A 25,903-nucleotide genomic window follows, 5' to 3' on the forward strand; every position below is an offset into this window, starting at 1 on the left:
GCCCGCCGTACCCGTCTGATCGTGGTCGTGACGGTGAGGCTCCCCGCGAGGTCCGGGATGTTCGCCGGAAGTTCGAGCAGGACGCGCAGGCCGTACGACAGGCGCGGCAGCGGCCGGTCCCCGTCCGAGGCCACGGTGAAGCCGAAGCCGCCGCGCCGCGTACCGAAGACGCGGGGCACGGGGGCGCCGGGCGCGGCGCGCAGCCGGCCCAGGAGCCGGGCGCGCCGCCCGGTGGCGCGGGCGCCGTCGTGGGCGGCGGCGTCCGGGACCACTCCGATGATCTCCTCGATCGCGCCGTCGTCCGCGCTCACCCGCAGCGCCACGGCGTCGTCGTCGGCCAGGCGCACCTCGAACCCGACCTCCGAGTAGTACCGGCCCGGCGGCGGCTCCTCGAGGTCGAAGGCGAACAGCACCTCGTAGTGGCGGACGTTCGCGGCCCGCGCCCTGGCGCGGACCATGGGGGAGAGCAGCTCCTCCGGCACCGGGCACGCGTACGGCCGGGCGACGGTGACTCCGGACTCCCTCGGCCGTCGCGCTCCCGGGCCGAGAAGCTGCTCGGCGCCGTACAGGTCGGGCCGGGCGAGCACCTCCGACTCGGGCAGCGGGGGCGTCTGGTCGGTCATGGCCGGCGGACCTCCTCGTCGTGTGTCGGGCCCAGCCCGAAGTAGGTGAACGCCGCCCAGATATGCGGTTCCTGGGCGGCGGCGGGCTGCGCGGCGGCGAAACCCGCCTGCGCGCGTCGTAACGCGCTGACCGGGGCCATCCCGTCCAGCAGCCAGAACTCGTGGAACTCGGTCATCAGGTCGAGGGTCGCCCGTTCGCCCACCGGATAGAGGGTCGTGATCAGCGCGGTCGGCCCGGACCCCAGGAACGCCCGGCTGAGCCCGATGACGCCGTCGGCGGTGACCGCTCCGGAGCCGGTCTCGCAGGCGGCGAGGATCACCAGGTCGGCGCGCAGGCCCAGGCCGGGCACCTCGCGTGCGCGCAGCAGGCCGTCGTGCCCGGGGGACGGCGCGAGCGCGAGGAACGACGACAGCGGGTCGTCGTCGAGGCCGGTCACCGCCCTGGCATGGGTCGCGAAATACAGCACGCTCCCCTCACCCGCCACTTCGCGCAGCGTCGCCAGGCAGGCCCGCGAGCCGGTGTGCACCTGGTACGCCCCCGGGCCGTACAGCTCGGCGATCTCGTCGAAGCACCGTTCGGTGAGCGTCAGCGGCTCCCCTTCGGGGAGGGGCGCCGGGTTGACCAGCGCCACCAGCGAGGGCGGCGTCTTCCCGCGCGTCTTCCCGCGGGCGGACAGGTCGGGCAGGATCGCGAGAGCGGGCAGCACCCGGATCGCGTGCCGCTGCGCCAGGTACGTCCCCGCCTCGTCCCGCAACGCGCCGAACGGCACCCGGAACAGCTCGCCGTACGGGACGACGGTGACGGGCGCGTCCGGATCGGCGGGCAGCAGTTCGCGCGGGACGACGTCCCAGAGGGTCGCGCCGAGCAGGCGCAGCGCGGCGGCCATGGCGGCGCGGGACCTCGCCTCCAGCCGGTGCGACCGGGCGAGGCGGTTGAAGTCGGCGACGGCCCGGGCCAGCTCCGCCCGGTCGACGAGGCAGGTGACCACGTGCACCGGGCCGCCCGGCGGGACGACCCAGACGACGAGCAGGTCATCGGAGAGGAAGTACTCGACGACGGTGGCGTCGTGGCCCGCGAGGATCTCCGCGAGGCGGGACGTGTCGACGACCTCGGCGCCGGCCGTGTCGCCCGCGTTGCCTGTGTCGCCCGTGCCCGTGTCGCGCGTGCCCGTGTCGCGCGTGCCCGTGTCGCCCTCGCGCAGCATGTCGGCGAACGCGCGGGCGCGGGACATCTCGGAAGCGGCCAGAGCGTGTTCGGGGGTGTCCAGTTCGAGCAGCAGCCGGACCAGGCGCTCGTAGAAGGGGACCGCCAGATCGGTGGAGAGGATCTTCTCCCAATGGTCGTCCAGGAGCCCGCGCCACAGCTCCACGTGCGCCGCCATGATGTCGGCGGCCTGGCGGGTCCGGTCGCGGATCGTGCGCGCCGAGCCCGCGGGGTCGGACCGCGCCAGGTGGCGGCGGAGCAGCTCGATCTCCTCGGCGCCGCCGAGAGCCGTCATGACGACGATCTCGCGGGCCGGATCGGGATCTTCCCTGTCGGCGGCGTCCGGGAAGGCCGCGGCGGCGCGCAGCGCGCCGGCCGCCGCTTCGAGCGCGGCGTCGAGGGCGCGCACCCCGGCGTCGAGCGCGGCGGGCTCGTCGAGCGGCCGGCACAGGGTGCGTACGTCGTCCAGCAGCGCCCCACCGGCCGCCGCCGCCAGCGCCGCCGCGCGCGACGCCTCGGGCACGGGATGCGCCGCGCTGAGACCGGCGACCCGCGCCAGACGCTCGTGCAGCGCCTCCACCGACGAGCGGACGAACGCGCAGGCGTCCGGCCACGGGCTCAGCGACCGGTCGCCCAGCGTGATCCCGCGCCGCAGGTCCACCGCCGTGACGAGCAGTTCCGGCAGCCGGCCGACGTCGCCTCGGGAGAACGCGCACCTGAGCCGGGCGTCCACCAGGGTGAGACGGTCGAGCAGGTGCCCGGCCGGCGCCCGCTCCGGCTCTTCGGCCGCGTACGCCCGGGCCGCCTCGTCGAGGAGGGGCCACGCGCCGCCGTACCGTCCCTCGGTGAGCAGGTCGACGCCCAGGCGGCGCAGCTCCGCGGGGCTCCGCGGACCGGCGGCCGGCGGATCGCCGTCCCGGGCCAGGACCACGAGGTTCCAGCCGTGCCTCCCGTCGGCGGGCAGCAGGCCGACGGCGACGTCGGGGCCGTGCGCCAGCCGGACGAACCCCCGCGGGCCGGGCGGGCCTCCCGGACGCGTCGGCCCGGCGTCCCCCACGGCCGCCCATGCCCCGGCCTGCCGGGCGGGAGCCTCCCACGCCGCCAGCTCGCCGAGCACACCCCGCCACCGGCCGCGGAGCCCTGGGCCCGGCGGGACCTCGTGGGCGGATGCCTCGTCCCGGCCGGACGCCTTCTCCCGGCCGGACGCCTTCTCCTGGCCGGGCGCTTCCTCGCGGGCCGGGGGCGGCGGCGCGCCGTGGGCGGGCAGCGCCGCGAAGCGCTGCCGGACATGCGCGACGACGTCTCCGATACGCCCCGGGCCGACGTAGACGGCCTCGAGGGACCAGCCGTCGCCCGCCGGCCGGAGGTAGCCGTCCAACGTGGCCGGGACGGCGCCGCGGGCGTTGTCGTACCGGGCCGTCAGGAGCAGGGAGTCTCCGGCGGTGCGCCATCCGCCGGCGAGCGTCATGGAGCCCAGGTCGAGTTCGAGAACCCCGCCGGTGCGCAGGCGGGCCTCGGGGGCGGCGAAGAGGCGGGAGAGATGGGAGTCGCGGCGTCGTGGCGGGACGCGCCGCCAGCGGGAGAGCGCCCCGTCCGGCGTGTAGACCGGCTCGGCGACCTCGACCACCGGGGCGAGCCCGGTGAGCCGGAGCCCCGCGGGCGTCACCCGCTCCTTCCCTTCTCTCCAGCGACGCGCCCCTCTCCGGCGACGCGGCCCTCTCCGGCGACGGGCCCCTCTCCGGGAACGGGCCCCTCTCTGGGAACGGGCCCCTCTCCGGGAACGGGCCCATCTGCGGGAACGGGCCCCTCTCCCGCAACGTGCACGTACACCGGCACGGGCGAGCCGGAAACGGACACGGTGACCAGGCGGAAATCACGTTTGTGTAGGTCGGGGGTCTCGGGATAGGCGAGGTCGTCGAGCAGCCGCGCCTCGATGACGAGGGCGAGATCGGGCGCGTCGCCGCCCGCCCCTCCGATGTGCGGCCCGGCGCTCGCGCACAACCGCGTGACGACCGTGACGGCCGGTCCCTCGTACCCCGTTTCGGTCAGCCGGACGAGACCCTGGTGGAAGGAGATCCGGCAGCGGAGCCGGCGCCGGCCGTGGACCCGCCGGTTGTGGCGCCACAGCGCGTTGTTCAGCTCCCGCACGAGATGGGCGACGACACGGCCCTCGTTCACCCCGGCGCGGAACACCAGAAGCACGCCCTCGCGGACGCCCTCCGATCGATCCAGTGTCTGCAACGCGACCCCGTCCAGTTCGGCGGCCTCGCTCGCGTGTTCCGCCAGGCCGGTCAGGTCGGCCAGGAGATCGGGCGGGACCGGGTCGCCGCCCTCGCCGCCCTCCGAGACTTCGGCCTCCACCACCGCGCACAGCCGCCGTACCGGGTCAGAATCGTCCATGCGTCCTCCTGCCTGACAATGCGCCGGAAATCGGTCATGGCGGGAGGCCGCCGCTCACCGATCCGTGGTCTCTCGACACTCTGCGGGCTCGCGGTGGCTCAAACCCCGTATTCGGGCGGGATTCCGGTGTCGCCTGCCTCTTCCTTGAGGGCGTTCATGTCAATAATGAGAATTTTTCGGTATCCGGTATGGATCACCCCTTTCTCTCGAAGGGCACGCAGCCCCTTGTGCACGCTGTGTTCGCGCGCGCCGACCAGCGCCGCGAGATCGGGCTGGCTGAGGTGGACGCGGATCAGCACGCCCTCCGGTCGCTGCTCGCCGAATCTGGCGGCGAGGTAGAGCAGCACCCGGGCCAGCCGGACCGGCACCGGCGAGGTGCTGAAGGCGACCCGCTGCCAGGTGGCGTGGCGCAGCTTTCCCGCGACCGTGCGGCTCATCGCGAGCGCGGCGGCCGGATGCCGGGAGAGGAAGGCGAGGAAGGCCGACTGGCTGATCCGCCGCACGTCGCAGGAGCCGACGGCGATCACGGTGGCGGCCCTGGGACTGCCGTCCAGGCTCGCCAGCTCGCCGACCACGTCGCCGTCCATCCGGATCGCCAGCAGGGCGGTTTTGCCGTCGTCGGTGTGGCTGACGACCTTCACGCAACCGCCGGCGATGAGGAAGACGTGTTTCGACGAACGGTCGCCCTCCATGAGGAGGAAGTCACCGCTGGCGAACTGTTGCCAGGTCCCGAGCCGCAGCAGTTCGTCGCGGATCTCGGGTTCGAGCGCGGCCAGCAGGCTGCCGCGAGGCCACGGGCCGACACGGCGGGGTCCGTTTCCGGGTTGTGACATGGATATTCCAATCCTCCCACCCCCGGTCGATTGGCACGTTCTATTCTTACTGCCGCGATCTACGTTTATAGCTCACTGACCGTGCAATGCCGACTGTCGCCGCTCAATTGATATCGCATATCGAATTCCCGCAGAGTGGAACACATCGCCCCTTGGATGCGAGGCGTCGGAGATGTCACGATCCTCGCCGGACCCCACACGTGATCCCCCCAGCACGATGGAGGCTCCATGGTCGCCGTCGCCTCATGGTCGCGACGCATCGCCGAGCAGATCACCCCCGCCGAAGCGCCCTCCGCCGAGCTGACGGGCGCCGCCTATGTCGCCGGAGGCAGGCGCCGCCGCGAGCTGCTGGGCGGCGGGGCCGGCGCGGAGCCGGGCGGGTTCGGGGCCGGCGCGCCGATCGGCGAGCTGCCGTTCATCCTCGACGGCCTGCGGGCCGTCTCCGGCGATCTGCTCGGCCTGCTCTCCGCGCAGCCGCTCGTCAACCTGCTGCTGCTCGTCGCGCTGAACCGGGCCCGCGGCGCGTCCGGGCCGCACCCGCCCGCGGCGGACGAGGCCGCGGACGGCCCCGGGGATCCGCGTCCGGAACCCGTCCTCGACCAGGCGATCGCGTCGTTCCGCGACCGGCTGCTGGCGCGGGAGGTCAGCGCGGACCGGGCCGAGGAGCTGACCTACGACACACTCAAGCTGGTGTTCCAGCCGGATCGGGACAAGGCGGAGATCGAGGCCTTCCTGCAGGCGCTCGCCGGCAGCCCGCCGGCGGGACGGATCCGGATGGACCGTTCCGGCCGGGACAGGCCGCCCGCCACCGGACGTGAGGCGAGCGACTGGATGCCGCCGCCCTGGTTGTGGTTCTACTTCCTCGGCGTGACCGCTCCGGGCGTGCCGTACCTGCTGGAGAGCCTGGGACAGGACATCGACGGCATCGGCACGCTGGTCGCCCACCTGGCCGAGGGGGTGCGGCTCCCCGCCACGGCGATCCTGACCGGCACCGGAGTCGTCCAGATGTTCCCGGCCGTCCTGCTGCTCGCGGGAGCCGCCGGGGTGTTGTTCCCGCGTACGCGCGGGCGATGGGCCGAGAGGCGGCATCGGCTGCGGCCCGGCGGCGATCCCGTGGTCGCGGAGATGACGGCCTTCGTCCGGCGGCACGCCGCGGCCGTCGAGCTGCGGCTCGGCGCACGGCACGACCGGCTCGCGCGGGTCTACCCGGTCGGCTGGCGGGAGGCCCGGATCGCCGTGTATCCCCCGCTGATCCGCCTCTGGCAGGAGGACAGGCCGGCGGCTCACGCCGTGCTGCTCCACGAGATCGCCCACCTTCGGCAGGGCGACCACCTGATCGTCGGGCTCGCCAGCCCGTTCGCGTGGATGGTCAGGGCATGGGGGGCGGCCCTGGCCGCCCTCGGACTGGTGCCGATCGTGCTCTACCTCGTGTGGGGCGGACCCGACGCCGCGCCGCTGCTCCTCTCGCTGCTCAAGGGGGCCGCCGCCGTGCCGATCGCGCTGATCCTGCCGGTCGCCGGCCTCTGGGTCGCCGAGCTCGGCGCGGACCGGTACGCGGCCGGGAGGGTGGGCGCCGCCGCGCTCGCCAGGGCGCTCGGCCCGGCGGCGTCCGGCCGGACGCCCGGCCGCAGGTTCGGCCGCGTCCTCGGTGGCCTCACCCACCCGCCGGTGCGGACGCGGCTGTGGGCGCTGCGGTCAGGTCCCCGCGGCGCCGCCGCGCTCGCCGCGCTTTGGCCGTCCGCGATCGTCGTACGGCTCGCCGCGATCTGCCTGTTCGAGGTGCTCGCGTACTCGCTGAACGGCACCCCGCCACCCGACGCCGTGGCGGCGGTGGCCGGTGAGCTTCCGGCCAAGCTGGCCGAGGCGCGGGCCACGCTGGTCGAGCTGGCCGTCCTGCTGGTCAACTGGCCGCTGCTCGCCCCGCTGTGGTCGCGGATCTGGACACCCGCGCCCGCGGCACGGCAGCGGTTCGCGCCGTACCTGCTGTCGGCGCTCGTCCCCGGCGTCCTGGTGGCGGGCGGCGCGGTCGCGGTGGACGAGTCGCCCGCGCCGGGCCAGTCCCAGGCTGTGGACATCCCGGCCACGCCCGGCCCGCCGTCCGCGGCGCCGGCGCCGGCCTCCCCGGCGCCTGCGCGGCCGACCGGCGGGCCCACCCTCCCGAGTGCCGCCGAGTCCGTACGGGAGACCCTGGTCGACGTACGCCCCTGGGGCGGCGCGGAGCCGCCGGTCCAGTTCCGGTTCGGCGGGTTCACGACGCTCGAACAGACGGGCGGCCCGCCCGAGTGGAAGGCGACCGCGTGGGGGTGGCTGGGCGCCGGCTCCTGGCGGGTGGAGCGGGACGGGCGGCTGTCCTTCTCGACGATGGCTCCGCATCCCGCGATCAGCCCGGGGCTCGGCGGGTGGCTGCGGCAGGGCGACCAGGTGCAGTTCTGGCTGCCGATCCGGACGGAGACGGGAGGCGGGACGACGGACACCGAGATCATGGGTGTGATCGACCTGGCCCGCCGCCCCGCCGTCATGGACGCGAGCTGGGCTCCGAAGTTCGGCGTCGCCGGGACGGACGTGGACGTCCTTCTGTCGGCGCCGATGTTGCGGATGGTCGTCACGCTCGACGTCTACGCCGCTCCGTGAGCGGCGCGTCCGGTGGGCGGATCAGCTTTCCGTGAGCGGCGCTTCCGGTGGGCGGATCAGCTCTCCGTGACCCGGCCGGTGGCGACGTGGAGGCGGCGGGTGGTGTGGACGGCCTCCAGCATCCGCCGGTCGTGGGTGACCAGCAGCAGCGTCCCCTTGTACGTGGCGAGCGCCGCTTCGAGCTGCTCGATCGCGGGCAGGTCGAGGTGGTTGGTCGGCTCGTCGAGGACGAGCAGGTTGACCCCGCGGGCCTGGAGGAGGGCGAGCGCCGCCCTGGTCCGCTCGCCGGGGGACAGGGTGGCCGCCGGACGCAGCACGTGGTCGGCGCGCAGGCCGAACTTGGCGAGCAGCGTGCGGACGTCGGCCGGAGGCAGCTCGACGAGCGCGCCGAACGCGTCCAGCAGCGGCTCGTCCCCCTCGAACAGCGCACGCGCCTGGTCCACCTCGCCCACGACCACGCCGGGGCCGAGCGCCGCCGCGCCCTCGTCGAGCGGCAGCCGCCCGAGCAGCGCGCCGAGCAGCGTGGTCTTGCCCGAGCCGTTCGCGCCGGTGATCGCGACGCGCTCCGCCCAGTCGATCTGGAGGTCGACCGGGCCGAGCGTGAAGCCGCCGCGCCGTACGACCGCGCCGCGCAGCGTCGCCACCACCGCGCCGGAGCGGGGAGCGGCCGCGATCTCCATCCGGAGCTCCCACTCCTTGCGCGGCTCCTCGACGACCTCCAGCCGCTCGATCAGCCGCTCGGTCTGCCGGGCCTTGGCGGCCTGCTTCTCGGTGGCCTCGGTGCGGAAGTTCCGCCCGATCTTGTCGTTGTCGCCCGCCTTGCGACGGGCGTTCTTGACGCCCTTCTCCATCCAGGCGCGCTGCGTCCGGGCGCGGGACTCCAGCGTCGCCCTGGTCTCGGCGTACTCGTCGTACTGCTCGCGCGCGTGCCTGCGGGCGACCTCGCGCTCCTCCAGATAAGCGTCGTAGCCGCCGCCGTACGCGCGGACCTGCCGCTGGGCCAGGTCGAGCTCGACGACCCGGTTCACCGTACGGGCGAGGAACTCGCGGTCGTGGCTGACCACGACGACCCCGGCCCGCAGGCCGGTCACGAAGCGTTCGAGCCGGTCGAGTCCGTCGAGGTCGAGGTCGTTGGTCGGCTCGTCGAGCAGGAACAGGTCATAGCGGCTGAGCAGCAGCGACGCCAGCCCGGCGCGGGCCGCCTGCCCGCCGGACAGGGCGGTCATCTCCTGGTCCAGGTCGATCGTGAGCCCGAGGTCGGCGGCCACCTCGGCGGCCCGCTCCTCCAGGTCGGCGCCGCCGAGGGCGAGCCAGCGCTCGAGCGCCTCCGCGTACGCGTCGCCGGGGTCACCGCCCACGAGCGCCTCGGTGGCCGCGTCGAGGGCCCGCTGCGCGGCGGTCACGCCGGTCCGCCGGGCGAGGAACGCGGCGACCGTCTCGCCCGGGCGCCGGTCGGGTTCCTGCGGCAGGTGGCCGACGTTGGCGGTGGGCGGGCTGAGCCGTACGGCACCGTGCTCGGGGGTGTCGAGCCCGGCCAGCAGGCGAAGCAGCGTGGACTTGCCCGCGCCGTTCACACCGACCAGGCCGACGACGTCCCCGGGGGCGACGACGAGATCGAGATCGGTGAACAGGACGCGGTCGCCGTGACCGGCGGCGAGGTCTTTCACGACAAGGGTGGCGCTCATCAGGGTCCCAAGGTTATCGAGGTCATCGGCCGTCGAGGGCGTCGCGGGCCTCCATCAGGGCGAAGCCGAGCAGATTCAGCCCGCGCCAGGTGGACGCGCTCGCGGCCCGCTCGTCGTCCGCGACCAGCCCGATGCCCCAGATCCTGTCGTGCGGGCCGGCGAACGCGGCGGCGAGGACGGGCCGGGCAGGGTGACCTCGAGCAGCGGCAGCACGCGCCCCGGGACGGACCCGGACGGCGTGGCGCCGATCCGGACGGCCCCCATGGCGAGGTAGAACGCCTCGGCGTGCGGATCCGCGTCGATGGTCAGGCGGGCGAAGCCCAGTTCGCGTGCACCGGACACGATGTGCTCGTACAGCAGGCGGCCGACGCCCCGGCCGATCGCGTCCGGGTCGACGAAGAGCATCCCGAGCGCCCCCTCGGGCGGCTCGCCCTCCAGCGTGCCGAAGCCGACGACCCGCCCGTCCCGCTCGGCCACAGTGGCGCGTACGGCCTCGACCCGGTCGGGCGAGAGGGTGAGCTCGTCCGCGCAGGCCGCCATGAACGCCTCGTCGTAGCCCCAGTACGCCTTGGAACGGATCGCCAGCTCGCTCAGGGCCCCGGCATCGTCCGCCCGCGCCGCTCTGATCAGCATGTCGCCTCCCTTCACCCCGCCGATCCTTCCCGGCGGAGGTCGCGATGGTCAAAGCGAATTCCGGACGACACCGCCCCCCGGTGCGACTCGCCGCGTTCGATCCGGCGGGCCGGCCGGCCATACCGGCTCTGGACTCCGGCGCCATGGAAGATCACGATGGGCGGACGGGGCGGAACCACATGCGGAGGGCGGCATGGGCGGGCAGGAGATCGGCACCGGGTGGATCAGGGTCAGGACGATCGCCGAGGACCTCGGGTTCCTGCGGCAGAGCGCGCTCGTCCTCTTCGACGGCTTCGTCTGGAACGCCGGGACGGGCGGTGTCAACCGCGAGGACGTCGAGTGGGTGCCGGGGACGAAGGACGAGCGCACCCAGTGGAAGACGGCCGCCCGGCGCTGCCGGGAGGAGATCGCCGCGACCCGGAGGGAGTTCAGGGCGAGATGGGGCCCGTCGAGCGGGAGGGGGGTCCGGTGGACGCGGAGAGTGCCGCTCGCAGGGCACCGGCGCCGCGCCGACCGGCGGATCAGGGCCGCGGTCGAGGCGTACCGGCCCGTTCAGGACGAGATTCGGCGCAGGTTGACGGAGGAATGGCGCAAGAGGGAGGAGATCTTCGCCGCGGAGGCGGCGCGTGAGGTCTGGCGCTACGCGGTGAAGGCCGATTCGGTGATCGTCTACCGCGACGACGTGCGCCCGGAGGTGCCACTGCCCAAGCGCGCCTCCCGATCGCGGCCCCGGCCGGTGGACGGTTGGACGCTCGCCTCCACACTGCGTTCACTGAGAAGTGACGAGGGGATCAAGCGCATCCACTGGGACGTCGCCGCGTGCGCCGAGGTGGAACTCGCCTGCGGTGACGTCTCCTTCTTCGTGTGGGCGACCTGGGTGGACATACCCGGCCGCCCCGGACGTCGAAAAGCGCAGGCGAAGTCCGGCAGACACGAATGGTCGTCGACATGGACCTTCGAGGACGCGTCTGAGCAGGACCCCGGTACTTCGGGAGAGTCGGGCGCTTCGGGAGACTCGGGCGGATATTCGGACGGCTCCGGCGGCTGGTCGGACGGCTCCGGCGGCGGGCCCGTCGAGCACTCAAGTGGCGCCGACTCCGGTTCCCACCACGGGCATACGCCGGACAGCACCTATTCCGGTGGTCATTCGTCCGGTGGGCATTCGAGCGGTGGGCACTCCGGATGGGACGGCGGCCATTCGTCGGGCGGCTCCGACTCCGGAGGCTTTTCCGGAGACTCTTCCGGGGGGTGGGGCTGAGTTCCCGCCGGGCCTCTCGGCAGCGGACCGGAAGGGGCGAAGGGAATCCCCGGGATTTGTCGGGGGTGATCACTAGGGTCCGGGCCATGGCTGATGCGGTGCGGGCGCGGTCGCGCGTCCGTTCTTTCGGGTCCGACCTGATGTCGGACCATGTGGTCCCACCCGTCACGGGCGGCGGGTCCGGACGGCGGCGGCCGGAGGTGCTCCGGTGACCCCCTGGCAGGACGTCGCGGCGCGGATCGTCGCCGGGGACGCCGCCGGCACCCTCCGGCTCGTGACCGGGCTCGACGCCGCAGGCAGGAGGGCCGTGGCGGCCGAGCTGCCGCGCCACCTGGCGGAGCTGAAGCGCACCCGGGACGGCTGGTGGGAGTGGCACAAGCAGATCCCGGCCCTGCGGGTGGCCGGAGCCGTCTGCCTGCCGGGTCCGACCGCCGTGGCGAACTGGCTGTACCGGCGGGACTTCTCCTGGCGGGACGACCATGTCGCCGACGCCGGGCGCATCCTCGGCGTGCTGCGCCGGCGGCCCGAGCCGTGGCGTGCCGAGCTGGCCCGCCGGATGGTGGAGCGGCTGCGGGCGCCGCAGGTGGGCGCGGAGATCCCGCACTGGCGGATCGCGGCGAGCCTGGTCCGTGAGACCGGGATCGAGCCGCCCGCGAACGACGCCCTCGTGATCGGCTGGCTGCGCTCCCTCGGCGCGACCGGCCACGGCGCGGGGAGGGACGACCTGGAGCGTGTCACCGGTGATCCATTGTTCGGTCTGCTCCTGCCGCGCGTCTTCGAAGCCGACGGCCTGGGCACCGCCCTCTTCGGCGCGCAGATCGACGTCATCGGCCGGATGGTCGACGAGGGCCTGCTCGACCGGGCCGAGATCCTCGACCGCGTGATCGGGCGGCTGCTCGCCGACGGTTCCTCGGCCCTCCCGGCGCTGGCCGAGCTGCACGACCGGCTCGCCCCCACCCCCGACGAGGTGGCGGAGCGTGCGACCGACTATGTCCGGCTGCTCCCCGCCGCGCCGCCGGTGGTGGCCGAGACGGCGCTGGCACGGTTGCGCCTGCTCGATGCCGAGGGACGCCTGGAGGTCGACATGTTCGCCGAGGCGGCGGAGGCGCTGGCGTTCCGCGCCGAACGCAAGATCGTCCTTCCGCTCGCCGGCTGGATCGTCGACGCCGTGCGCCGGGTCCCGGACCGGGCCGCCGCCGGGCTCGCCGCGCTGTGCGCGGTCTTCGGCCAGGACGCGCTCCCTCTCCAGGAGCGGGCGGTGCGCGCCGCTCTCACCCTGGCGTCGTACGCGGGGGAGCGGGAGCGGGCCGCCGTCCGCGAGGCCGCCGCCGACCTCCCGGTCGAGCTGCGCGAGAAGATCGCGGCCGAGTACGGCGAGGTGGCGGTGAAGGAGGCCGCGCCGCCTCCGCCGGCCCTCGTCGCGGTCACGCCTCCGGCCCCGCCCGCACCGATCGCGTCGCCCGCCGAGCTGGTCCGCGAGATCGGCGATCTGTCGTGGTCCGTGGACGCCGCGCGGTTCGAACGCCTCCTGGCCGGGCTCGTCGAGTGGACGCACCGCGACCCCGTCGCGGTCAGGGAGGCGCTCGACCCTTCGCGGGAACGGCTCGCCGTCCGCGCCTTCGGCTCCCCCGGCATGTATTACAGGGAGAGCGCGTACACGCTGCTCTGCCGGGCGGCCCTGGCCGCCGCCGCGCCGGAGGAGTGCCGCGGCCGCGCCGGCCGGGCCCGCCGGTACGGTGATTCGCCGCACCCGATCGACGGTTTCCTGATGCGCCGGGCGCGCGAGGTCGCCGAGATGTTCGAGGCCGGGGGCACCCGTCCCGTCCTGCTGGCGACGCCCACGTCGGGCACCGGGCACGTCGCGCCGCGGACCCTGGTCGCCCGGTTGGAGTCGCTGGAGGCGGCGGGGGCCGAGCCGCTGCCCGCCGACTTCGCGCAGGCACTGCTGCGACTGCCCCGCGCCGCCGACCCGGCGGCAGCCGTACGGGCAAGGCGGTTGTCGTCGCCGTCCGGCCGCGAGCCGGCCGTCTGGATCGAACGGGGCGGCCTGCCCGATCCCGTGGTGTCGTGCGAGATCAAGCGGCACCGGGAACGTTCCGGCGAGTTGTGGTACGGCGAGGTGCGCGCCCGGATCGTCCCGCCGGGAGCGGACCTGCCGCCGCCGGTCGGCGAGCTGTTCACCCGGGATCCGGCCGGGCGGCGGGCGCCTCTCTCGGAGGCGGTGGGCTGGTGGCCCGCCGTCCTGCCCTCGCATCGCGAGGTTGCCGCGGCCCACATGATCGAGGTGTTCCAGGCGTACATGGAGAGCACCGACGGCCAGGTCGAGGCGCTCTCCCCGCTCGCCCACGGGGACGGCCCCACCGGCGCGGGCACCGCGTACGCGCTGGTCGTCGGGATGGGGCACACCCGCCCGGTGCAGCGTGCGGCGGCGACCGACGCCCTGATCGCGCTGGCCGCCCGCGGCGACGTGCCCGCCGCCGAGATCGGCCGGGCGGTCGACGAGCTGGTCCGCGCCGGGTTCGTCAAACTCAACCGGGTCACCTCGGTGCTGGACGACGCGGCCCGGGCGGGAGCCCACGCGGAGGTGTGGGAGATCGTCGCCGCGGCACTGCCCGGACTGCTGCCCGAGGCGGGGGAGAAGCCGCGGGCGAACCTCGCGGACCTGCTCGCCGTCGGCGCCAGGGCCGCCGAGCCGGCCGGCGCCCGCACGGCCGTCCCCGGGCTCGCCGCCGTCGCGGAGCGGGAGGGGACGAGCAGGTTCGTCCTCGAAGCCCGCCGCCTCCACCGCCGCCTCACCTCATGAGACGACCGCCATGCCGAGGGCATGTGGAAGGACGGCACGACGCTCGCCGGATCCTTGTGACGGGCGGAAGCAGGCGTGAGAGAGTGCGAACCATGCTTACGATCCAGCCGCTGGTGCGATTGACCGGTGTCGGCTACGAAGGGACCGACCTCGACGGGTTCATCCGGGAACTTCACCGCGAGAGCGTGACGCTGCTGGTGGACGTCCGGTTGAATCCCATCTCGCGCAAGCGTGGCTTCAGCAAGACCGCGCTGTCCGGCGCTCTCGCCGACGCCGGCATCGCGTACGAGCACATGCGGGCGCTCGGTAATCCCAAGTGGAACAGGGCGGGGTTCGGGGGCGCCGCCCCGGAGTTGCGAGCCGCGCGGCGGATCTACGCCGGGCAGATGGCGGAGGACGGTGCGCGCGAGTGCATCGAGCGGATCGCCGAGGCGGCCCGGCGGCAGACGGTGGCGGTCATGTGTTTCGAGGCGGACGAACGGCGTTGTCACCGTGACCTGGTGCTGGAAGCGGTTCGAGAGCGGTTCCGCCTGGCCGTCGGGGCATGAGACGCCGGGGATAGACGACGCCGAGCACGATGAAACTCTGCGGATGGGCCTGCTGGTTTCCGACGTAGAAGATGGTGTCGCGATCGGACGCGCACATCAGATCCCAGTACTTCTCGCGGACGGCCTGTTCGACGCCTGCGTCGTCACGTCTGTCGACGCTTCGTTGCAGAGCCGCCAACTCCCAGTCGTAGATGCCCTGCCGATGCGTGTTGCAGTGAGGGGCGTGGCACCGATAGCGGTACCACGCCTTGAACCTGGGCGCTTGGAGCGCCGTACGGGGTGCCGACTCGAAGAGGCCGAGTTGTCGCACGTACTGGTCGATCTTCCTCTGCTCGGCGGCCGTCCAGCCGGGATGGCGCTCGATCTCCAGCGAGAGGATCTTTCTCGGCCTGATGGCGGCGAGTGATCGGGCGGCGGGCCGCTGCCGGACGGCCGAGACGAGGTCGCACATCGACGTCTCGATGTAGTCGTCGAGGTACGCCATTCTTTTCGGCCAGCCGTCGAGATGCCGTTCCACGACGAAACTGTCCGCCCGCGGCCGCCAACTCTCCGCTCGTGGATCGTTCGCAGCAGGCTTGGCCTCCAGCGTCACCACGTCGTATTTCCGGAATTGGCGGTCGCTGTCCAGCTCTCGGAAATTGATGGGATAGAGCCGTATCCACCCCGCGTGTCCGATATCTAGCCGTATGGCCGCTATGCACACGGTCTCCCCGTATGTCGCCGAAGGATTCGGCGCGGCCTTGACAGTGATCAATACTCGGAGGCGCTGAAACCCGATTTCTGGTGGTTTTTGATGGAACGTTCCCAGATCGGGTCCGAACAGGGACGGCTGCTCTCCCATGGGGTCCTCCGTGCCGACCGCATCGTGGAGCTCCAAGGCTAGCTTTACTCGTCCTTTGACGAGGGGGTTTCGGAAAGGGCTTCGGGGCGGGCCGGATGATCTGCGGCCGCCCGGTCGCGCCGCCGCGCCGCGCGGAGCCGTACGCCGACCACCGCCCAGGTGGCCGCGGTCGCCAGTTCGCCCGCATCGCCGAGGACGAACATCAGCACGAACGACGCGGGCAGCAGGACCGCCAGGGGGCGGGGCAGCACCGCGGCGCGGTAGGCGCCGACCGAGACCAGCGCCGTCCCCGCCGCCCAGAGCGCGAAGCCCGGGAGGAACAGCGCCTGCGGCAGGGGAAGCTCGTCGGCGGTGACGAGCGTGACCGTCGCCGGGACCAGGACGGTCGCCTGGCCCAGGCCGTACAGCAGGGCTCCGGCCTCGCCCAGGCGGCCCCAGCCCGGGGCGGGCGCGTGCGCCGCGCGCAGCGCGACCACGGCGAGCACGCCGGTGGCCAGCGTGAGGGCGAACGCCGCCTCGATCAGATAGTCGGCGAACGTGGTGAACGGGATGTGCTGCCGTTCGGCCACCGTCTCGATCGTCCACAACATGACGGCGGCGGCCGCGGCGGCGAACGGGAACGCGGCCGGTTCGGGTGTTCTCTTCATGCCCCGAGGGTCGGCCCGGTCCCGTCCCGTACGGCAGTGCCGGTCGTCCCGGACCCCGGGAGCCGATCCCGGGAGGGAGGATCAGGACGCGCCGAGGCCGGCCTCGCGGGCGGCCGCGATGGCGCCGGCCCTGTCCCGTACGGCGAGCTTGACGAGGATCGCGGAGACCGCGTTGGCGATGGTCTTGGGGCTCAACTGGAGCCGGGCGGCGACGGCCTGGTTGCCGAGCCCGCGCGCGACCAGGTCGAGGATCTCGTACTCGCGCTCGGTGAGGTGCGGAAACGGGCGGGAGGAGGTGCGCGGCGGCGCGTGCAGCAGCGCGATGACCGCTTCCGCGGCTCCGGGCCCGAAGACGGCCTGCCCGAGGACCGCGCCCCTGACCGCGCTGACGACGTCGTCCTGGGTGGCGGTCTTCAGCAGGTAGCCCCTGGCCCCGGCGCGGATGGCGGCGAGCATCGACAGGTCGTCGTCCGACATGGTCAGCATGATCACCACTGGCGAGCCGGGCTGCGCGGTGAGCCGCCGGGTGGCCTCGATGCCGTCCATGACCGGCATCACGATGTCCATGAGCACCACGTCGGGCGAGTGCTCGCGGGCCGCCGCCAGCGCCTTCGCGCCGTCCTCGGCGACCGCCGCCACGACGAGGCCGGGAACGGTGGACAACATCGCCCGCAGCCCGTCCCGGAAAAGTGGGTGGTCGTCCACGACCATGACGCGGATCGTCATCGTTCCTCGCCGAGGGGGATCGAGGCGATCACGGTGGTGCCGGGATCGCCGGAGGTGAACGTGAGCGTACCGCCCAGCTCGGCCACGCGTTCGCGCATGGACGACAGGCCGACGCCAGGGGTGACCGGTTCGGGCAGGCCGGTGCCGTCGTCGGCCACGGTGACGGTGAGCGCGGTCGCGCTACGGCTCAGCCGCACCGAGCAGCGGCGGGCGGCGGAGTGCCTGATCGCGTTGGTGAGCGCCTCCCTGGTCACCAGGTAGGCGGCGGTCTCGACCGCCGCGCCCAGCCCGGAGGTGTCGCAGACGCCGACCTCGACGGCCACGCCCGAGGCGTGCAGCGACGCGGACGAGTACTCGATCGCGGGGCCGAGCCCGAGCTGGGCCAGCTCCGGAGGGCGCAGCCCGCGCACCAGGCGGCGCACGCTCGTCCCCGCCTCGCCCACCTGGCCCCTGATGTGCGCGAGCAGCGACCGCGCGCGGTCGGGGTCGTCGCGCAGGGCGTTCCCGGCGGCGTCGACGGAGAAGCCGATGCCGGCGAGCACCGGCCCGAGCCCGTCGTGCAGGTCCCGGCTGATCCGGCGCCGCTCCTCCTCACGGGCGGTGACCAGCAGCAGCCGGGAGTGCTGGAGGGCCATCTGCCGGTGGGCGGCGGCCAGCGCCGCGCCCGCCTGGAGCGCCAGCCGGCGCAACATCCACGGGCTGCCCTGGGCGACGTCGAGCGACCCGAGCGCCTCCCCCTGGAAGGAGAGCGGGACCGTGAGGGCGACCGGGCGCGGCTCACCGCGCTCGATGACCTTCAGCGGGTCGTCCTCCGGGCCGAGACGCACCCGCAGGTACGGCGTGCGGGTCACGTCGGTGACCGCTTCCGCGAGCGCGGCGACGATCTCGTCCGGGACCGAGGTGGCGGCCAGCCGTTCGGCCAGCCGCGCGGCCGCCTCCCGCGGGTCGGCGCGTCCGCCGTACAGGATCCGGCCGGTGGTCCGGCCGAGGAAGCGCCGCGTCGGCTCCGCCGCGAGCGCCACACCGGCCGCCGCCACGGCGTTCGCGTCCCCCGGGATGGGCGCGAGCAGCGCGAACACGCCGGCCAGCACCAGCGCGAGCAGTCCGTAGGTCAGGAAGGCGCGCAGCAGCGGCCCGGTCTCGTAGAGGTCGTGCCTGAGCATGGCCAGCGCGATGCCCGCCGGCAGCGCGAACGTCCCGGCCGCGGTCAGCGGGACGGCCACCGCTCCCGGGAGCACCGAATCGGAGAAGGAGCCGACGGCGAACGCGACGCCGCCCGAGCAGATCCACAGGAGTTGCAGCCGCGGCTGCCCGGTCGCGCGCACCGTCCGCACGACCAGCCCGGCCATGCACGAGATCGAGATCAGGGCGAGCACGCCGAGCGCGATCGGCAGGCCCAACTCGAGCGGCCGCAGCGCCTTCACGGCGTACGGGTTGCCCACGGGGCCGGGGACGAACGCGAGCAGGACGGTGAATACGGTGATGCCCGCGACGGCGACCGCGGCGACCGGCCGCCAGCGCGGGCTCGGCAGGCGCCCCTCCGGGACGAGGAGCAGCAGCACGCTCCCGATGGACAGCAGCGGCGGCGCCCACACCCACCGGGCGAGCCAGCGGAGCACGTCGGCGTGCCCGCCGTACCGCTCGGCGGCGTGCGCGACCGCGCCGAGCGCCGCCATCAGGCACAGCGGGCCGACCGCGCCGCCCGCCCGCCGGGCGACCAGGTACGCGCCGAGCGGGGTGAAGCTCAGCGCGATGGCCACGTCCTGGGCGGTCCTCGCGGTGAGCGGGCCTCCGGCGACGGCGAGGACGCAGGCCAGGCCGAAGACGCCCCAGGCGAGACCGACGCGCACGGATGCTCCTGAGAAGAGGGGGACGGATCGCCCCATTGACGCACATCGCGTGTCCCGCCGTCACGGGAGGAACTGCCCGGCCCGCCGGGGATCGGCTCGGGGACGGCCGGGCATCGGTTCGGCTCGGGGACGGCCGGGGGTCAGCTCGGGACGGCCTCGCGCATGAGCGCGACGTAGCCCTCCTCCAGTGACGGCTGGACCGGGACCGCCGCCGGATCCGGCCTGGTCGGGCTGACCACGCGATAGTGCGTGCCGCCCGGCCGGCCGACCGCCGACACGACCACGCCGGTGGCCGGGGGCGGCCCCTGGGTGACGACCTCCCACGTCGCGCCCTGGGCGCGGTCGATGATGCCGGTCACCGGGCCGGTGAAGACCACCCGGCCCGCCGCCATGACGGCCGCCTCCTGGCAGGTCTGCGCCACGTCCTCCACGATGTGGGTGCTCAGCAGCACGGTCCGGTGCCCGGCGATGCCGGCGAGGAGCGTGCGGAAGCGGATGCGCTCCTCGGGGTCGAGCCCGGCCGTCGGCTCGTCCACGACGACCAGCGCGGGGTCGCCGAGCAGCGCCTGGGCGATGCCGACGCGCCGCCGCATACCGCCGGAGAAGCCCTTGAGCCTGCGCCCGGCGACGTCGGCCAGCCCCACCATGTCGAGCAGCTCGCCGATCTGGCGCCGCCGGGCCGTGTCGTCGTCCAGGCCCTTGAGCAGCCCGATGTAGTCCAGGAACTCCTGGGTCGTGAGGTCGGGATAGAGGCCGAGGTCCTGCGGCAGGTAGCCCAGCCGCCGCTGTACGGCCAGCCGTCCCGCCCGGGTGGTGAGGTCGTGGCCGCCCACCAGCACCCGCCCGCCGGTCGGGGACAGCACCCCGGCCAGGATGCGCATCAAGGTGGTCTTGCCCGCGCCGTTCGTGCCGAGCAGGCCGAACATCCCCCCGGGGACCTCGAGATCGACGCCGCGCAGCGCCTCGACGCGTCCGAACCGCCTGCGCAGCCCGCTGATCATGATGTCCATGGTCTTCCTTGGTCTCCGTTTCAGGACGAGGTACGGCGGGCGATCAGGGGGCCCGCGAACGCGAGGGGCAGGGACGCGAGCACGGCCAGCAGGACGACGCTGAGGAGCGCCGCGCCGCCGCCCGGCTCGGGACGCAGGAAGGAGAGCCAGCCGGAGTCGCCCGCGTAGAGGGCCTTCTCGCCCATGAGCCAGCTCGCCGGGTAGTCGCCGATCGGCGTCAGCAGGGTCCCCGTCAGCGAGGGCAGGTAGGCCGGGCCGAGCATGTTCCCCCAGAACCAGTAGCCCGCGAACAGCACCCGGAACAGCGGCGCCGAGACCACCAGCGGGCAGACGAGCGCGAACGCGGCCACGAACGCCAGGCCCGGCAGCAGAACGACGGCGAACGCCGCGACCGCCCAGCCGAACAGCGTGAGATCACCGCGGTGGGCGAACTCGCCCGCGGCGGTGACGAGGAGCACCAGCAGGCCGGGGACCGCGGTCGCGGCGACGGACCCGGCGTACTTCCCGGCCACCAGCGCGCCCGGCCGCGTCGGCAGGCTCGCGAGCAGCGACGCGGCGCCGATCCGGTGGTCGCGCACCAGCCGGTCGGCCAGCACCATGCCGAACCCGATCGGCAGCAGCATGGAGAACAGCAGCGCCCACGAGCCCATGACCTCGGCGGCGCTCGTGCCGGCCGGCAGGTGGCGCGGCCCCCGGTCGCCCTGCGCGACGGCGATCAGCACGGCCAGGCCGACCGTGCTCACCCACAGGGAACGCTTGCGGACCTGCATGCGGAACTCGTACCGGCACACGGCGGCGAAACGCGACCTCATACCTCTTCCTCCGTCAGGAGACGCTCCGGCCGGCGCAGCAGCAGGAGCGCGGTCGTGATGAACAGGACGCCACAGGCGGCGAGCACCGCGCGGTTCGTCCCCCAGCCGTCGGCGACCCCCACCCGGCTGGTCATGAACAGGAAGAACGGACGCGACCACACGCCGGCCGCCAGCGCCGAGGCGAAGAGCTGCTGGCACAGCCACACCACGGCGACCGTCGTGGTCGCGAGCACGACGCTGCGACCCAGGACGGCCACGAGCAGGGCCAGGCCGGTGAGCCCCAGCAGCGGCGACGCCCAGACCAGGGCGGACGCGAGGGCCGACTCCGGCCCGGTCCACGAGCCGGTGAGCCGCAGCGCGGCCGAGAAGAGCACCGACAACGCGGCGCCGATCCCCGCGACGACGCCGAGCCGGCGGCCGAGCGTAACCGAATAGCCGGCCGGGAGCGCGAGCTGCAACTCGCGGCAGCGGTCCACGCTGACCACCGTGACCGCCGCCATCGCGGCGGCCAGGGGGACGAGCGCCTCGACGCCCGAGAGGAGCACTCCGTGGACGGACGGCGGGGATGCGCCGAAGCCGGCGCTCGCCGCCGCGAGGGCGAGGGCCGCCAGCAGCGACGCCGGAGCGGCCAGGCAGGCCGGCCATCCCGCGCGCCGTGCCTCGTACCGCCACAAGGACATTGATTTCACACGAGTGGGTACCGGCCGGGCCGGGCCGGTTCACCGGAATCTTGTTCCGGTTCAGAAACCGGCCCGGTGCGCCCGCCCGTGCGGGAGGCGCGGCGACAGCAGCACCGTCACCACGACGAGTACGGCCGCGCCGGTGAGGACGCCGGCGCCGGGCGTCCACAACCGCTCGACCGTGGCGGCCACCACCCGGTCGATCTCGCCCGTCATGGAGAGGAGCCGGAGCAGCCACAGCGCCATGGCCGCCCCCACGCCGACGGACGGCCGCCACAGCACCGACAACGTGAAGCTGAGCGCGGACAGCGGCACCAGCGGGCCGAACCACGCCGCCGCGAGGCCGAGAAGGCCCGCGACCGGCTCCAGCGGGGCGAGCGCGAGCGTGACGAGCGCACCCCCCGCGCCGATCACGCCGAGCACCAGCGTGAGCCGGGCGAGCAGCACCACCCTGGGCGATGTGGGAGTCGCCGCGACCAGCTCGCCGACCGGCTCCCGATCCGATCCGCACGCCCCCGCCACCGCGAGCGCCGCGGCGAGCGGGATCACGACGGCGAGCACCCGCGGCGCCAGCCCCGCCGACGAGACCTGGGCGGCGATCACGCCGCCGACCACGATGGCGGCCAGGGAAACCACCCAGACCGGCCACCTGATCAGGGTCCGCTGGCGGGTGAACAGGCCGAGGGCCCGCCGCCATGGCCGCCGCCCCACCTCGCCCGCGTACCGGGGGACGGGGTGCGGACGGGCCTGCGCCCGCGCCCCGGCCGCTCCGATCCGCTCCCGGATCGCGGCGAGGATCGACGGCGCGGGCGCGGCCACCGCGGCGGTCCGCTCCGCGACGGCCGAGCGGACCTTCCCCCACGACTCGACCTCGGTCGCGCATTCGGCGCATACCCGTACGTGGGCCTCCACGGCGGCCGGGTCCGGGAGGACTCCGGCGGCGTAGTCGGGCAGCAGCTCGGTGGGATGGTTCATCGGCCGGCCTCCTCGACCTCGACGGGCAGGGCGCGGGCCAGCGCGGCCCGGGCGTTGAACAGGCGGCTCTTCACCGTGCCGACCGGGACGCCCAGCACCTCGGCGATCTCCGCGTGGGACATCTCGGTGGCGAACGCGAGGTCGAGGACCTCGCGGTGGAGCGGGGCCAGCGTCCGCAGCGCGCCGGCGACCGCGGCGGCGTCCGCACGCGCGAGCGCCACCGCCTGCGGCCCCGGCTCCGGCGACGGCAGGTCGAGCGCGTCGTCGAGGGACCGCGCCGCGGACAGGTGGCCGCGCATCCGCTTGAACGCCTGGCGGCGGCAGATGCCGAACAGCCAGGTGCGCACCAGCGACCGCTCCTCGAACGCGCCCGCGCCGCGCCACACGGCGATGAACGTCTCCTGGAGCGCCTCCTCGGCCGGCCCGCGCTCGCCGAGGAGCCCTTCGGCGTACGCCAGGAGCGCCCGCGCGTGCCGGGCGTACAACTGCTCGAAGGCGTGCTCGTCACCCCTCGTGACCAGCCGCAACAGCTCCAGATCCGTGGTGTCCATCGTCGTGGGTACTGTTCCGGACGCCGGGGTTCACCGCAAAACCGATGCTTTGTATGTGATCCATGTCACACTGAACCCGCCCGGCGGGCCCGGCACCCATGGGCATGACGATTGCCTCCGCACTCCGCGTCCGGGGCCGCCGGATCTCGCTCGCCGCTCTCGCCGCGCTGCTCTGCCTGCCCGCGCTCCCCGCTGCGGCCGACCCGTCACCGGCAGCCCCGGCACCGGCAGCCCCGTCACCGCCGGGCGCCCGGGCCGTCTCCTGGGTTCCCTGCGACCCGCCGGACGAGGGCGCCCGGTGCGGCTCCGTCGCCGTCCCGGTCAACTGGGATCACCCGTCCGCGTCCGGCTCCGCCCAGGTACGGATCGCGGTACGGCCGGCCCGCGACCGGGCCCGCCGCGTCGGGGTGCTGATGTTCAACCCCGGCGGGCCAGGAGCGGGCGCGGCCGACATCGCGGCACGCGAGGACTGGGCGGAGTTCTGGTTCCCCTCGGAACTGCTCGACCGGTTCGACGTCGTCGGTGTGGACCCGCGCGGTGTGCCGGGCAGCACGCCGGTCGTGTGCGCCGACCCGGTGGATCCCGAGGTGTCGCGCTTCCCCCGTACCCCGGCCGAGGCCCGCCGCCTGTCCGAGGCGAACTCGGCGTTCGCCGCGTCTTGCCTCAAGGGGACCGGCCCGCTCGCCGCCCACCTCGACACGGACATCGTCGCCAGGGATCTCGACGCGGTTCGCGCGGCGCTCGGCGAGCCCACGATCAGCTTCCTCGGCGTCTCGTACGGCACGATGCTCGCCCAGGCGTACGCCGAGCGTTATCCGAGCCGGGTCCGCGCCCTCGTCCTCGACGGCGTCGTGGACCGCTCCCTGCCGCCCGCGCGGCTCGTCCTCGACGGAGCGGCCGCCGTCCAGGACGGCCTGGCCCGCTTCGCCGCCAGATGCGCGGCGACCGAGGCGTGCGTCCTGCGCGGCAAGGACGTCACCGCCGAGCTCCGCCGCATGGACGCGCGGGCGGAGCGGGGCGAGGTGCGCGCGGGCGGCCGGGCGGTGACCGCCGAGGAGCTCCGGCTCGCCGTCAACGACGGGCTGAACACGCCCCTCGCCGACGGCATGCTCGCCGCCGGTATCCGGGACGCGGTGGACAGGGGGGACGGGACGGCGCTCACCTCGTTGTCGCGCTATCAAGCGTGGAGCGAGTACGCGCGCTATCGCGCCATCATCTGCCAGGACGTGCCCCGAGCCCGCGCGACGGCGTTGGTCGGGCTGGCCGACGCCGCCGGGAGGCGGGGGCCCGTGCTGCGGGGCGCATCGGAGATGTGGGACATCGTTTCGGGGTGCGCGGGGTGGCCGGGGCCGTCCCGCTGGACCCCGCACGCGTGGCGGGTGCCGGCGACGGTCACGCCACTGCTCCTTTCCGGTGCGCACGACGTGGCCACGCCGCGCCGATGGGCCGAGTCCGTGCACAGGGGGCTCCCCGGAAGCACGCTGGTGCGCTGGGACGGCGACGGGCACGCGGCGTGGCCGGCGCACAACAGGTGCGCCATGAGGGCGGCCGTGACCTACCTGACCGACCTCACCCCGCCGGCCTCGACGACCTGCCCGGCGGACCAGGCCGTGACGGGCGCGGGGTCCTGAGGCTCAGCGGACGCCGCGCGGGCGGAACTGGACGCTGATCCGTGGTCCCACCGCCCGCGCGGTCTTCGGGATCGCGTGCTCCCACGTGCGCTGGCAGCTTCCGCCCATCACGATCAGGTCGCCGTGGCCGAGGTCGTGGCGCAGCGTCGGCCCGCCACCGCCGCGCGGGCGCAGCAGCAGGGAGCGCGGCGTCCCGATCGAGACGATCGCGACCATCGTGTCCTCGGTGCTCCCGCGACCCAGCGTGTCGCCGTGCCACGCCACGCTGTCCCTGCCGTCGCGGTACAGGCACAGCCCGGCCGTGCGGAACGGCTCGCCCAGCTCGGCGGCGTAGTGCGCGTCCAGGGCCCGGCGCGCCTCGTCGAGCGCGGGATCGGGCAGGGGGCGGCCCTCGTCGTAGAAGCAGAGCAGCCTCGGCACGTCGACGACCCGGTCGTACATGTGTCGCCGCTCCGCGTGCCAGGGCACGGCGTGCAGCAGCCGCTCGAACAGTGTGTCGGCGCCGGAGATCCACCCCGGGCGGACGTCGATCCACGCCCCGTGGTCCAGGACTGTCCGCTTCACCGTCGACCCGAGCGGGCCGGGCCCGATCTCGTCGCCGCAGTCCAGCAGCGAGCTCTGGAAAATCACCCCACCAGTCTAATCAAACGCCTGTTCGATCATGCCTGGCCTTGTGTTGATCTTTCGGGTAGGGGACGGCCAGCGCCGCCGCAGGCGGGCGCGCAGGCAGGAGGCCGCGGCCGCCGACGCGGCGGTGCTGGCGGCGACCCCGATGGGCGCGCCGGACCGGGTGGTCGACATTCCCGTGGGTCCCGGCCCCGAGACCGGAGGACGGCTCCGCCGGACCCGCGTGTGCTACGTCTGCAAGGCGGGATTCGTACAGGTGGGCGGCCTCTATCACCTGCTCTGCCCCTCCTGCGCCGCGCTCAACAGGGCCCGGCGCACGGCCCGCGCCGACCTGTCCGGGCGCCGGGCGCTGCTCACCGGCGGGCGGGTCAAGATCGGCCACCACGTCGCACTGAAGATGCTCCGCGACGGCGCCCACGTCACGGTGACCACCCGCTTCCCCCGGGACGCGGCCCGCCGGTTCGCCGAGGCCGGCGACTGGCCGGACCGCCTGCGGATCGTCGGGATCGACCTGCGCGACCCCCGCCAGGTCGTCGCGCTCACCGACCACCTCCTGCGGGCGGGTGAACCGCTGGACATCCTGGTGAACAACGCCGCGCAGACGCTCCGCCGCCCTCCCTCGGTGTACGCGGCCCTGCTTCAGGAGGAGAGGGCCGGGCTTCCTGCGGGCGCGTGGGCGCCGCCCGGGTTCTCCCCGGTCCCCGGCGAGCACCCCGCCGTACGTCAGGAGGAGGCGCCGTACGGACTTCACGGTGGGCACGGCGATGCCGGACGGCCGCGTCGACCTGTGCAAGCAGGCCCTCGGGCCGATCGGCGCCAGGCTGGTCGCCGAGGCGCTGCCGACCGCCGGTCCGGCCCGCCACCTGCTGATGGGCACGGACGGGCTCGGTGACACGGGCGCCGCCACGGCCGCCGCCGCGGCCACCGCGTCCGGG

The 25,903-nt window shown here is 74.3% G+C and carries 22 protein-coding genes and 1 pseudogene; 6 read left to right on the forward strand and 17 right to left on the reverse strand.

Annotated features, from left to right (window positions below):
• From AWQ70_RS39795 to AWQ70_RS09830, 4 genes are all read right to left on the reverse strand, one after another.
• A partial coding sequence (locus AWQ70_RS39795) for a hypothetical protein (protein WP_169808642.1) occupies nt 1-623 on the reverse strand: 623 nt, incomplete at its 3' end.
• Nucleotides 620-3,493, reverse strand: a complete 2,874-nt coding sequence (locus AWQ70_RS09820) for a CHAT domain-containing protein (protein ID WP_067173166.1) — start codon at nt 3,491-3,493, stop codon at nt 620-622. The genes AWQ70_RS09820 and AWQ70_RS39795, both read right to left, overlap by 4 nt.
• The gene (locus tag AWQ70_RS38705) at nt 3,490-4,227 is read right to left on the reverse strand and encodes a hypothetical protein (RefSeq protein ID WP_067173169.1); all 738 of its coding nucleotides are present in this window, start codon (nt 4,225-4,227) and stop codon (nt 3,490-3,492) included. The genes AWQ70_RS09820 and AWQ70_RS38705 overlap by 4 nt, the downstream gene beginning before the upstream one ends.
• Nucleotides 4,228-4,325: 98 nt before the next feature.
• Nucleotides 4,326-5,060, reverse strand: coding sequence for a Crp/Fnr family transcriptional regulator (locus AWQ70_RS09830; protein ID WP_067173172.1), 735 nt, complete (start codon nt 5,058-5,060; stop codon nt 4,326-4,328).
• A gap of 228 nt (nt 5,061-5,288) precedes the next feature.
• On the opposite strand from AWQ70_RS09830, the gene AWQ70_RS09835 reads away from it, so the two are divergent.
• Entirely contained in the window at nt 5,289-7,691 is a 2,403-nt protein-coding gene (locus AWQ70_RS09835; RefSeq protein WP_067173175.1) for a M48 family metalloprotease, read from the forward strand.
• 56 nt (nt 7,692-7,747) lie between these two features.
• Here the strand turns inward: AWQ70_RS09835 and AWQ70_RS09840 are convergent, their stop codons facing one another.
• The 3 genes and pseudogenes from AWQ70_RS09840 to AWQ70_RS41100 form a co-directional block, all read right to left on the reverse strand.
• The gene (locus AWQ70_RS09840) at nt 7,748-9,376 is read right to left on the reverse strand and encodes an ABC-F family ATP-binding cassette domain-containing protein (RefSeq protein WP_067173177.1); all 1,629 of its coding nucleotides are present in this window, start codon (nt 9,374-9,376) and stop codon (nt 7,748-7,750) included.
• A 22-nt stretch (nt 9,377-9,398) separates the two neighbouring features.
• The gene (locus AWQ70_RS40445; protein WP_084516769.1) at nt 9,399-9,518 is read right to left on the reverse strand and encodes an NADAR domain-containing protein; all 120 of its coding nucleotides are present in this window, start codon (nt 9,516-9,518) and stop codon (nt 9,399-9,401) included.
• 113 nt (nt 9,519-9,631) lie between these two features.
• Nucleotides 9,632-10,009: pseudogene (locus tag AWQ70_RS41100) on the reverse strand (GNAT family N-acetyltransferase); the annotation flags it as partial.
• 193 nt (nt 10,010-10,202) lie between these two features.
• Between AWQ70_RS41100 and AWQ70_RS09850 the strand changes: the two are divergent.
• The 3 genes from AWQ70_RS09850 (at nt 10,203) to AWQ70_RS09860 (ending at nt 14,618) form a co-directional block, all read left to right on the forward strand.
• The gene (locus AWQ70_RS09850) at nt 10,203-11,267 is read left to right on the forward strand and encodes a hypothetical protein (RefSeq protein ID WP_067173179.1); all 1,065 of its coding nucleotides are present in this window, start codon (nt 10,203-10,205) and stop codon (nt 11,265-11,267) included.
• Nucleotides 11,268-11,475: 208 nt separating this feature from the next.
• On the forward strand, nt 11,476-14,070 hold the full coding sequence (locus AWQ70_RS09855) for a DUF7824 domain-containing protein (RefSeq protein ID WP_067173182.1): 2,595 nt from the start codon (nt 11,476-11,478) through the stop codon (nt 14,068-14,070).
• Between the two features lie 92 nt (nt 14,071-14,162).
• Nucleotides 14,163-14,618: a DUF488 domain-containing protein gene (locus AWQ70_RS09860; protein WP_067173185.1), complete on the forward strand. Its 456-nt coding sequence runs from the start codon at nt 14,163-14,165 to the stop codon at nt 14,616-14,618.
• Here the strand turns inward: AWQ70_RS09860 and AWQ70_RS37475 are convergent.
• The 9 genes from AWQ70_RS37475 to AWQ70_RS09905 all read right to left on the reverse strand — a co-directional run bounded on the left by AWQ70_RS37475 (nt 14,527) and on the right by AWQ70_RS09905 (nt 22,710).
• Nucleotides 14,527-15,459 (reverse strand): DUF8757 domain-containing protein, encoded by a 933-nt coding sequence (locus AWQ70_RS37475; protein WP_174552373.1) that lies wholly within the window; start codon nt 15,457-15,459, stop codon nt 14,527-14,529. The two genes, AWQ70_RS09860 and AWQ70_RS37475, sit on opposite strands and share 92 nt — an antisense overlap.
• 44 nt (nt 15,460-15,503) lie before the next feature.
• Entirely contained in the window at nt 15,504-16,106 is a 603-nt protein-coding gene (locus AWQ70_RS09870; protein WP_067173191.1) for a hypothetical protein, read from the reverse strand.
• 81 nt (nt 16,107-16,187) lie between these two features.
• Nucleotides 16,188-16,832 (reverse strand): response regulator, encoded by a 645-nt coding sequence (locus AWQ70_RS09875; protein ID WP_067173194.1) that lies wholly within the window; start codon nt 16,830-16,832, stop codon nt 16,188-16,190.
• Nucleotides 16,829-18,682, reverse strand: a complete 1,854-nt coding sequence (locus tag AWQ70_RS09880) for a sensor histidine kinase (RefSeq protein WP_067173197.1) — start codon at nt 18,680-18,682, stop codon at nt 16,829-16,831. The genes AWQ70_RS09875 and AWQ70_RS09880 overlap by 4 nt, the downstream gene beginning before the upstream one ends.
• A gap of 140 nt (nt 18,683-18,822) precedes the next feature.
• Complete coding sequence (locus AWQ70_RS09885) at nt 18,823-19,692, reverse strand: ATP-binding cassette domain-containing protein (protein WP_067173200.1); 870 nt, start codon at nt 19,690-19,692, stop codon at nt 18,823-18,825.
• Between the two features lie 20 nt (nt 19,693-19,712).
• On the reverse strand, nt 19,713-20,504 hold the full coding sequence (locus AWQ70_RS09890; RefSeq protein WP_067173203.1) for an ABC transporter permease: 792 nt from the start codon (nt 20,502-20,504) through the stop codon (nt 19,713-19,715).
• On the reverse strand, nt 20,501-21,184 hold the full coding sequence (locus AWQ70_RS09895) for a hypothetical protein (protein WP_067173206.1): 684 nt from the start codon (nt 21,182-21,184) through the stop codon (nt 20,501-20,503). The genes AWQ70_RS09890 and AWQ70_RS09895 overlap by 4 nt, the downstream gene beginning before the upstream one ends.
• Before the next feature lie 60 nt (nt 21,185-21,244).
• Entirely contained in the window at nt 21,245-22,159 is a 915-nt protein-coding gene (locus AWQ70_RS09900; protein WP_067173209.1) for a cupin domain-containing protein, read from the reverse strand.
• Nucleotides 22,156-22,710 (reverse strand): RNA polymerase sigma factor, encoded by a 555-nt coding sequence (locus AWQ70_RS09905; RefSeq protein ID WP_067173211.1) that lies wholly within the window; start codon nt 22,708-22,710, stop codon nt 22,156-22,158. The genes AWQ70_RS09900 and AWQ70_RS09905 overlap by 4 nt, the downstream gene beginning before the upstream one ends.
• Nucleotides 22,711-22,814: 104 nt before the next feature.
• Here AWQ70_RS09905 and AWQ70_RS09910 point away from each other — a divergent pair, with 104 nt between their 5' ends.
• A complete protein-coding gene (locus tag AWQ70_RS09910; RefSeq protein WP_169808644.1) occupies nt 22,815-24,341 on the forward strand; it encodes an alpha/beta hydrolase in 1,527 nt (508 codons plus the stop codon).
• Between the two features lie 3 nt (nt 24,342-24,344).
• Here the strand turns inward: AWQ70_RS09910 and AWQ70_RS09915 are convergent, their stop codons facing one another.
• The gene (locus AWQ70_RS09915) at nt 24,345-24,971 is read right to left on the reverse strand and encodes an alpha-ketoglutarate-dependent dioxygenase AlkB (protein WP_245646878.1); all 627 of its coding nucleotides are present in this window, start codon (nt 24,969-24,971) and stop codon (nt 24,345-24,347) included.
• 46 nt (nt 24,972-25,017) lie between these two features.
• On the opposite strand from AWQ70_RS09915, the gene AWQ70_RS09920 reads away from it, so the two are divergent.
• Nucleotides 25,018-25,860, forward strand: a complete 843-nt coding sequence (locus tag AWQ70_RS09920; protein ID WP_245646879.1) for an SDR family NAD(P)-dependent oxidoreductase — start codon at nt 25,018-25,020, stop codon at nt 25,858-25,860.
• Nucleotides 25,861-25,903 lie beyond the last annotated feature (43 nt).

This window comes from Microtetraspora niveoalba (genome assembly GCF_001570405.1).
Lineage (GTDB): Bacteria > Actinomycetota > Actinomycetes > Streptosporangiales > Streptosporangiaceae > Microtetraspora > Microtetraspora niveoalba.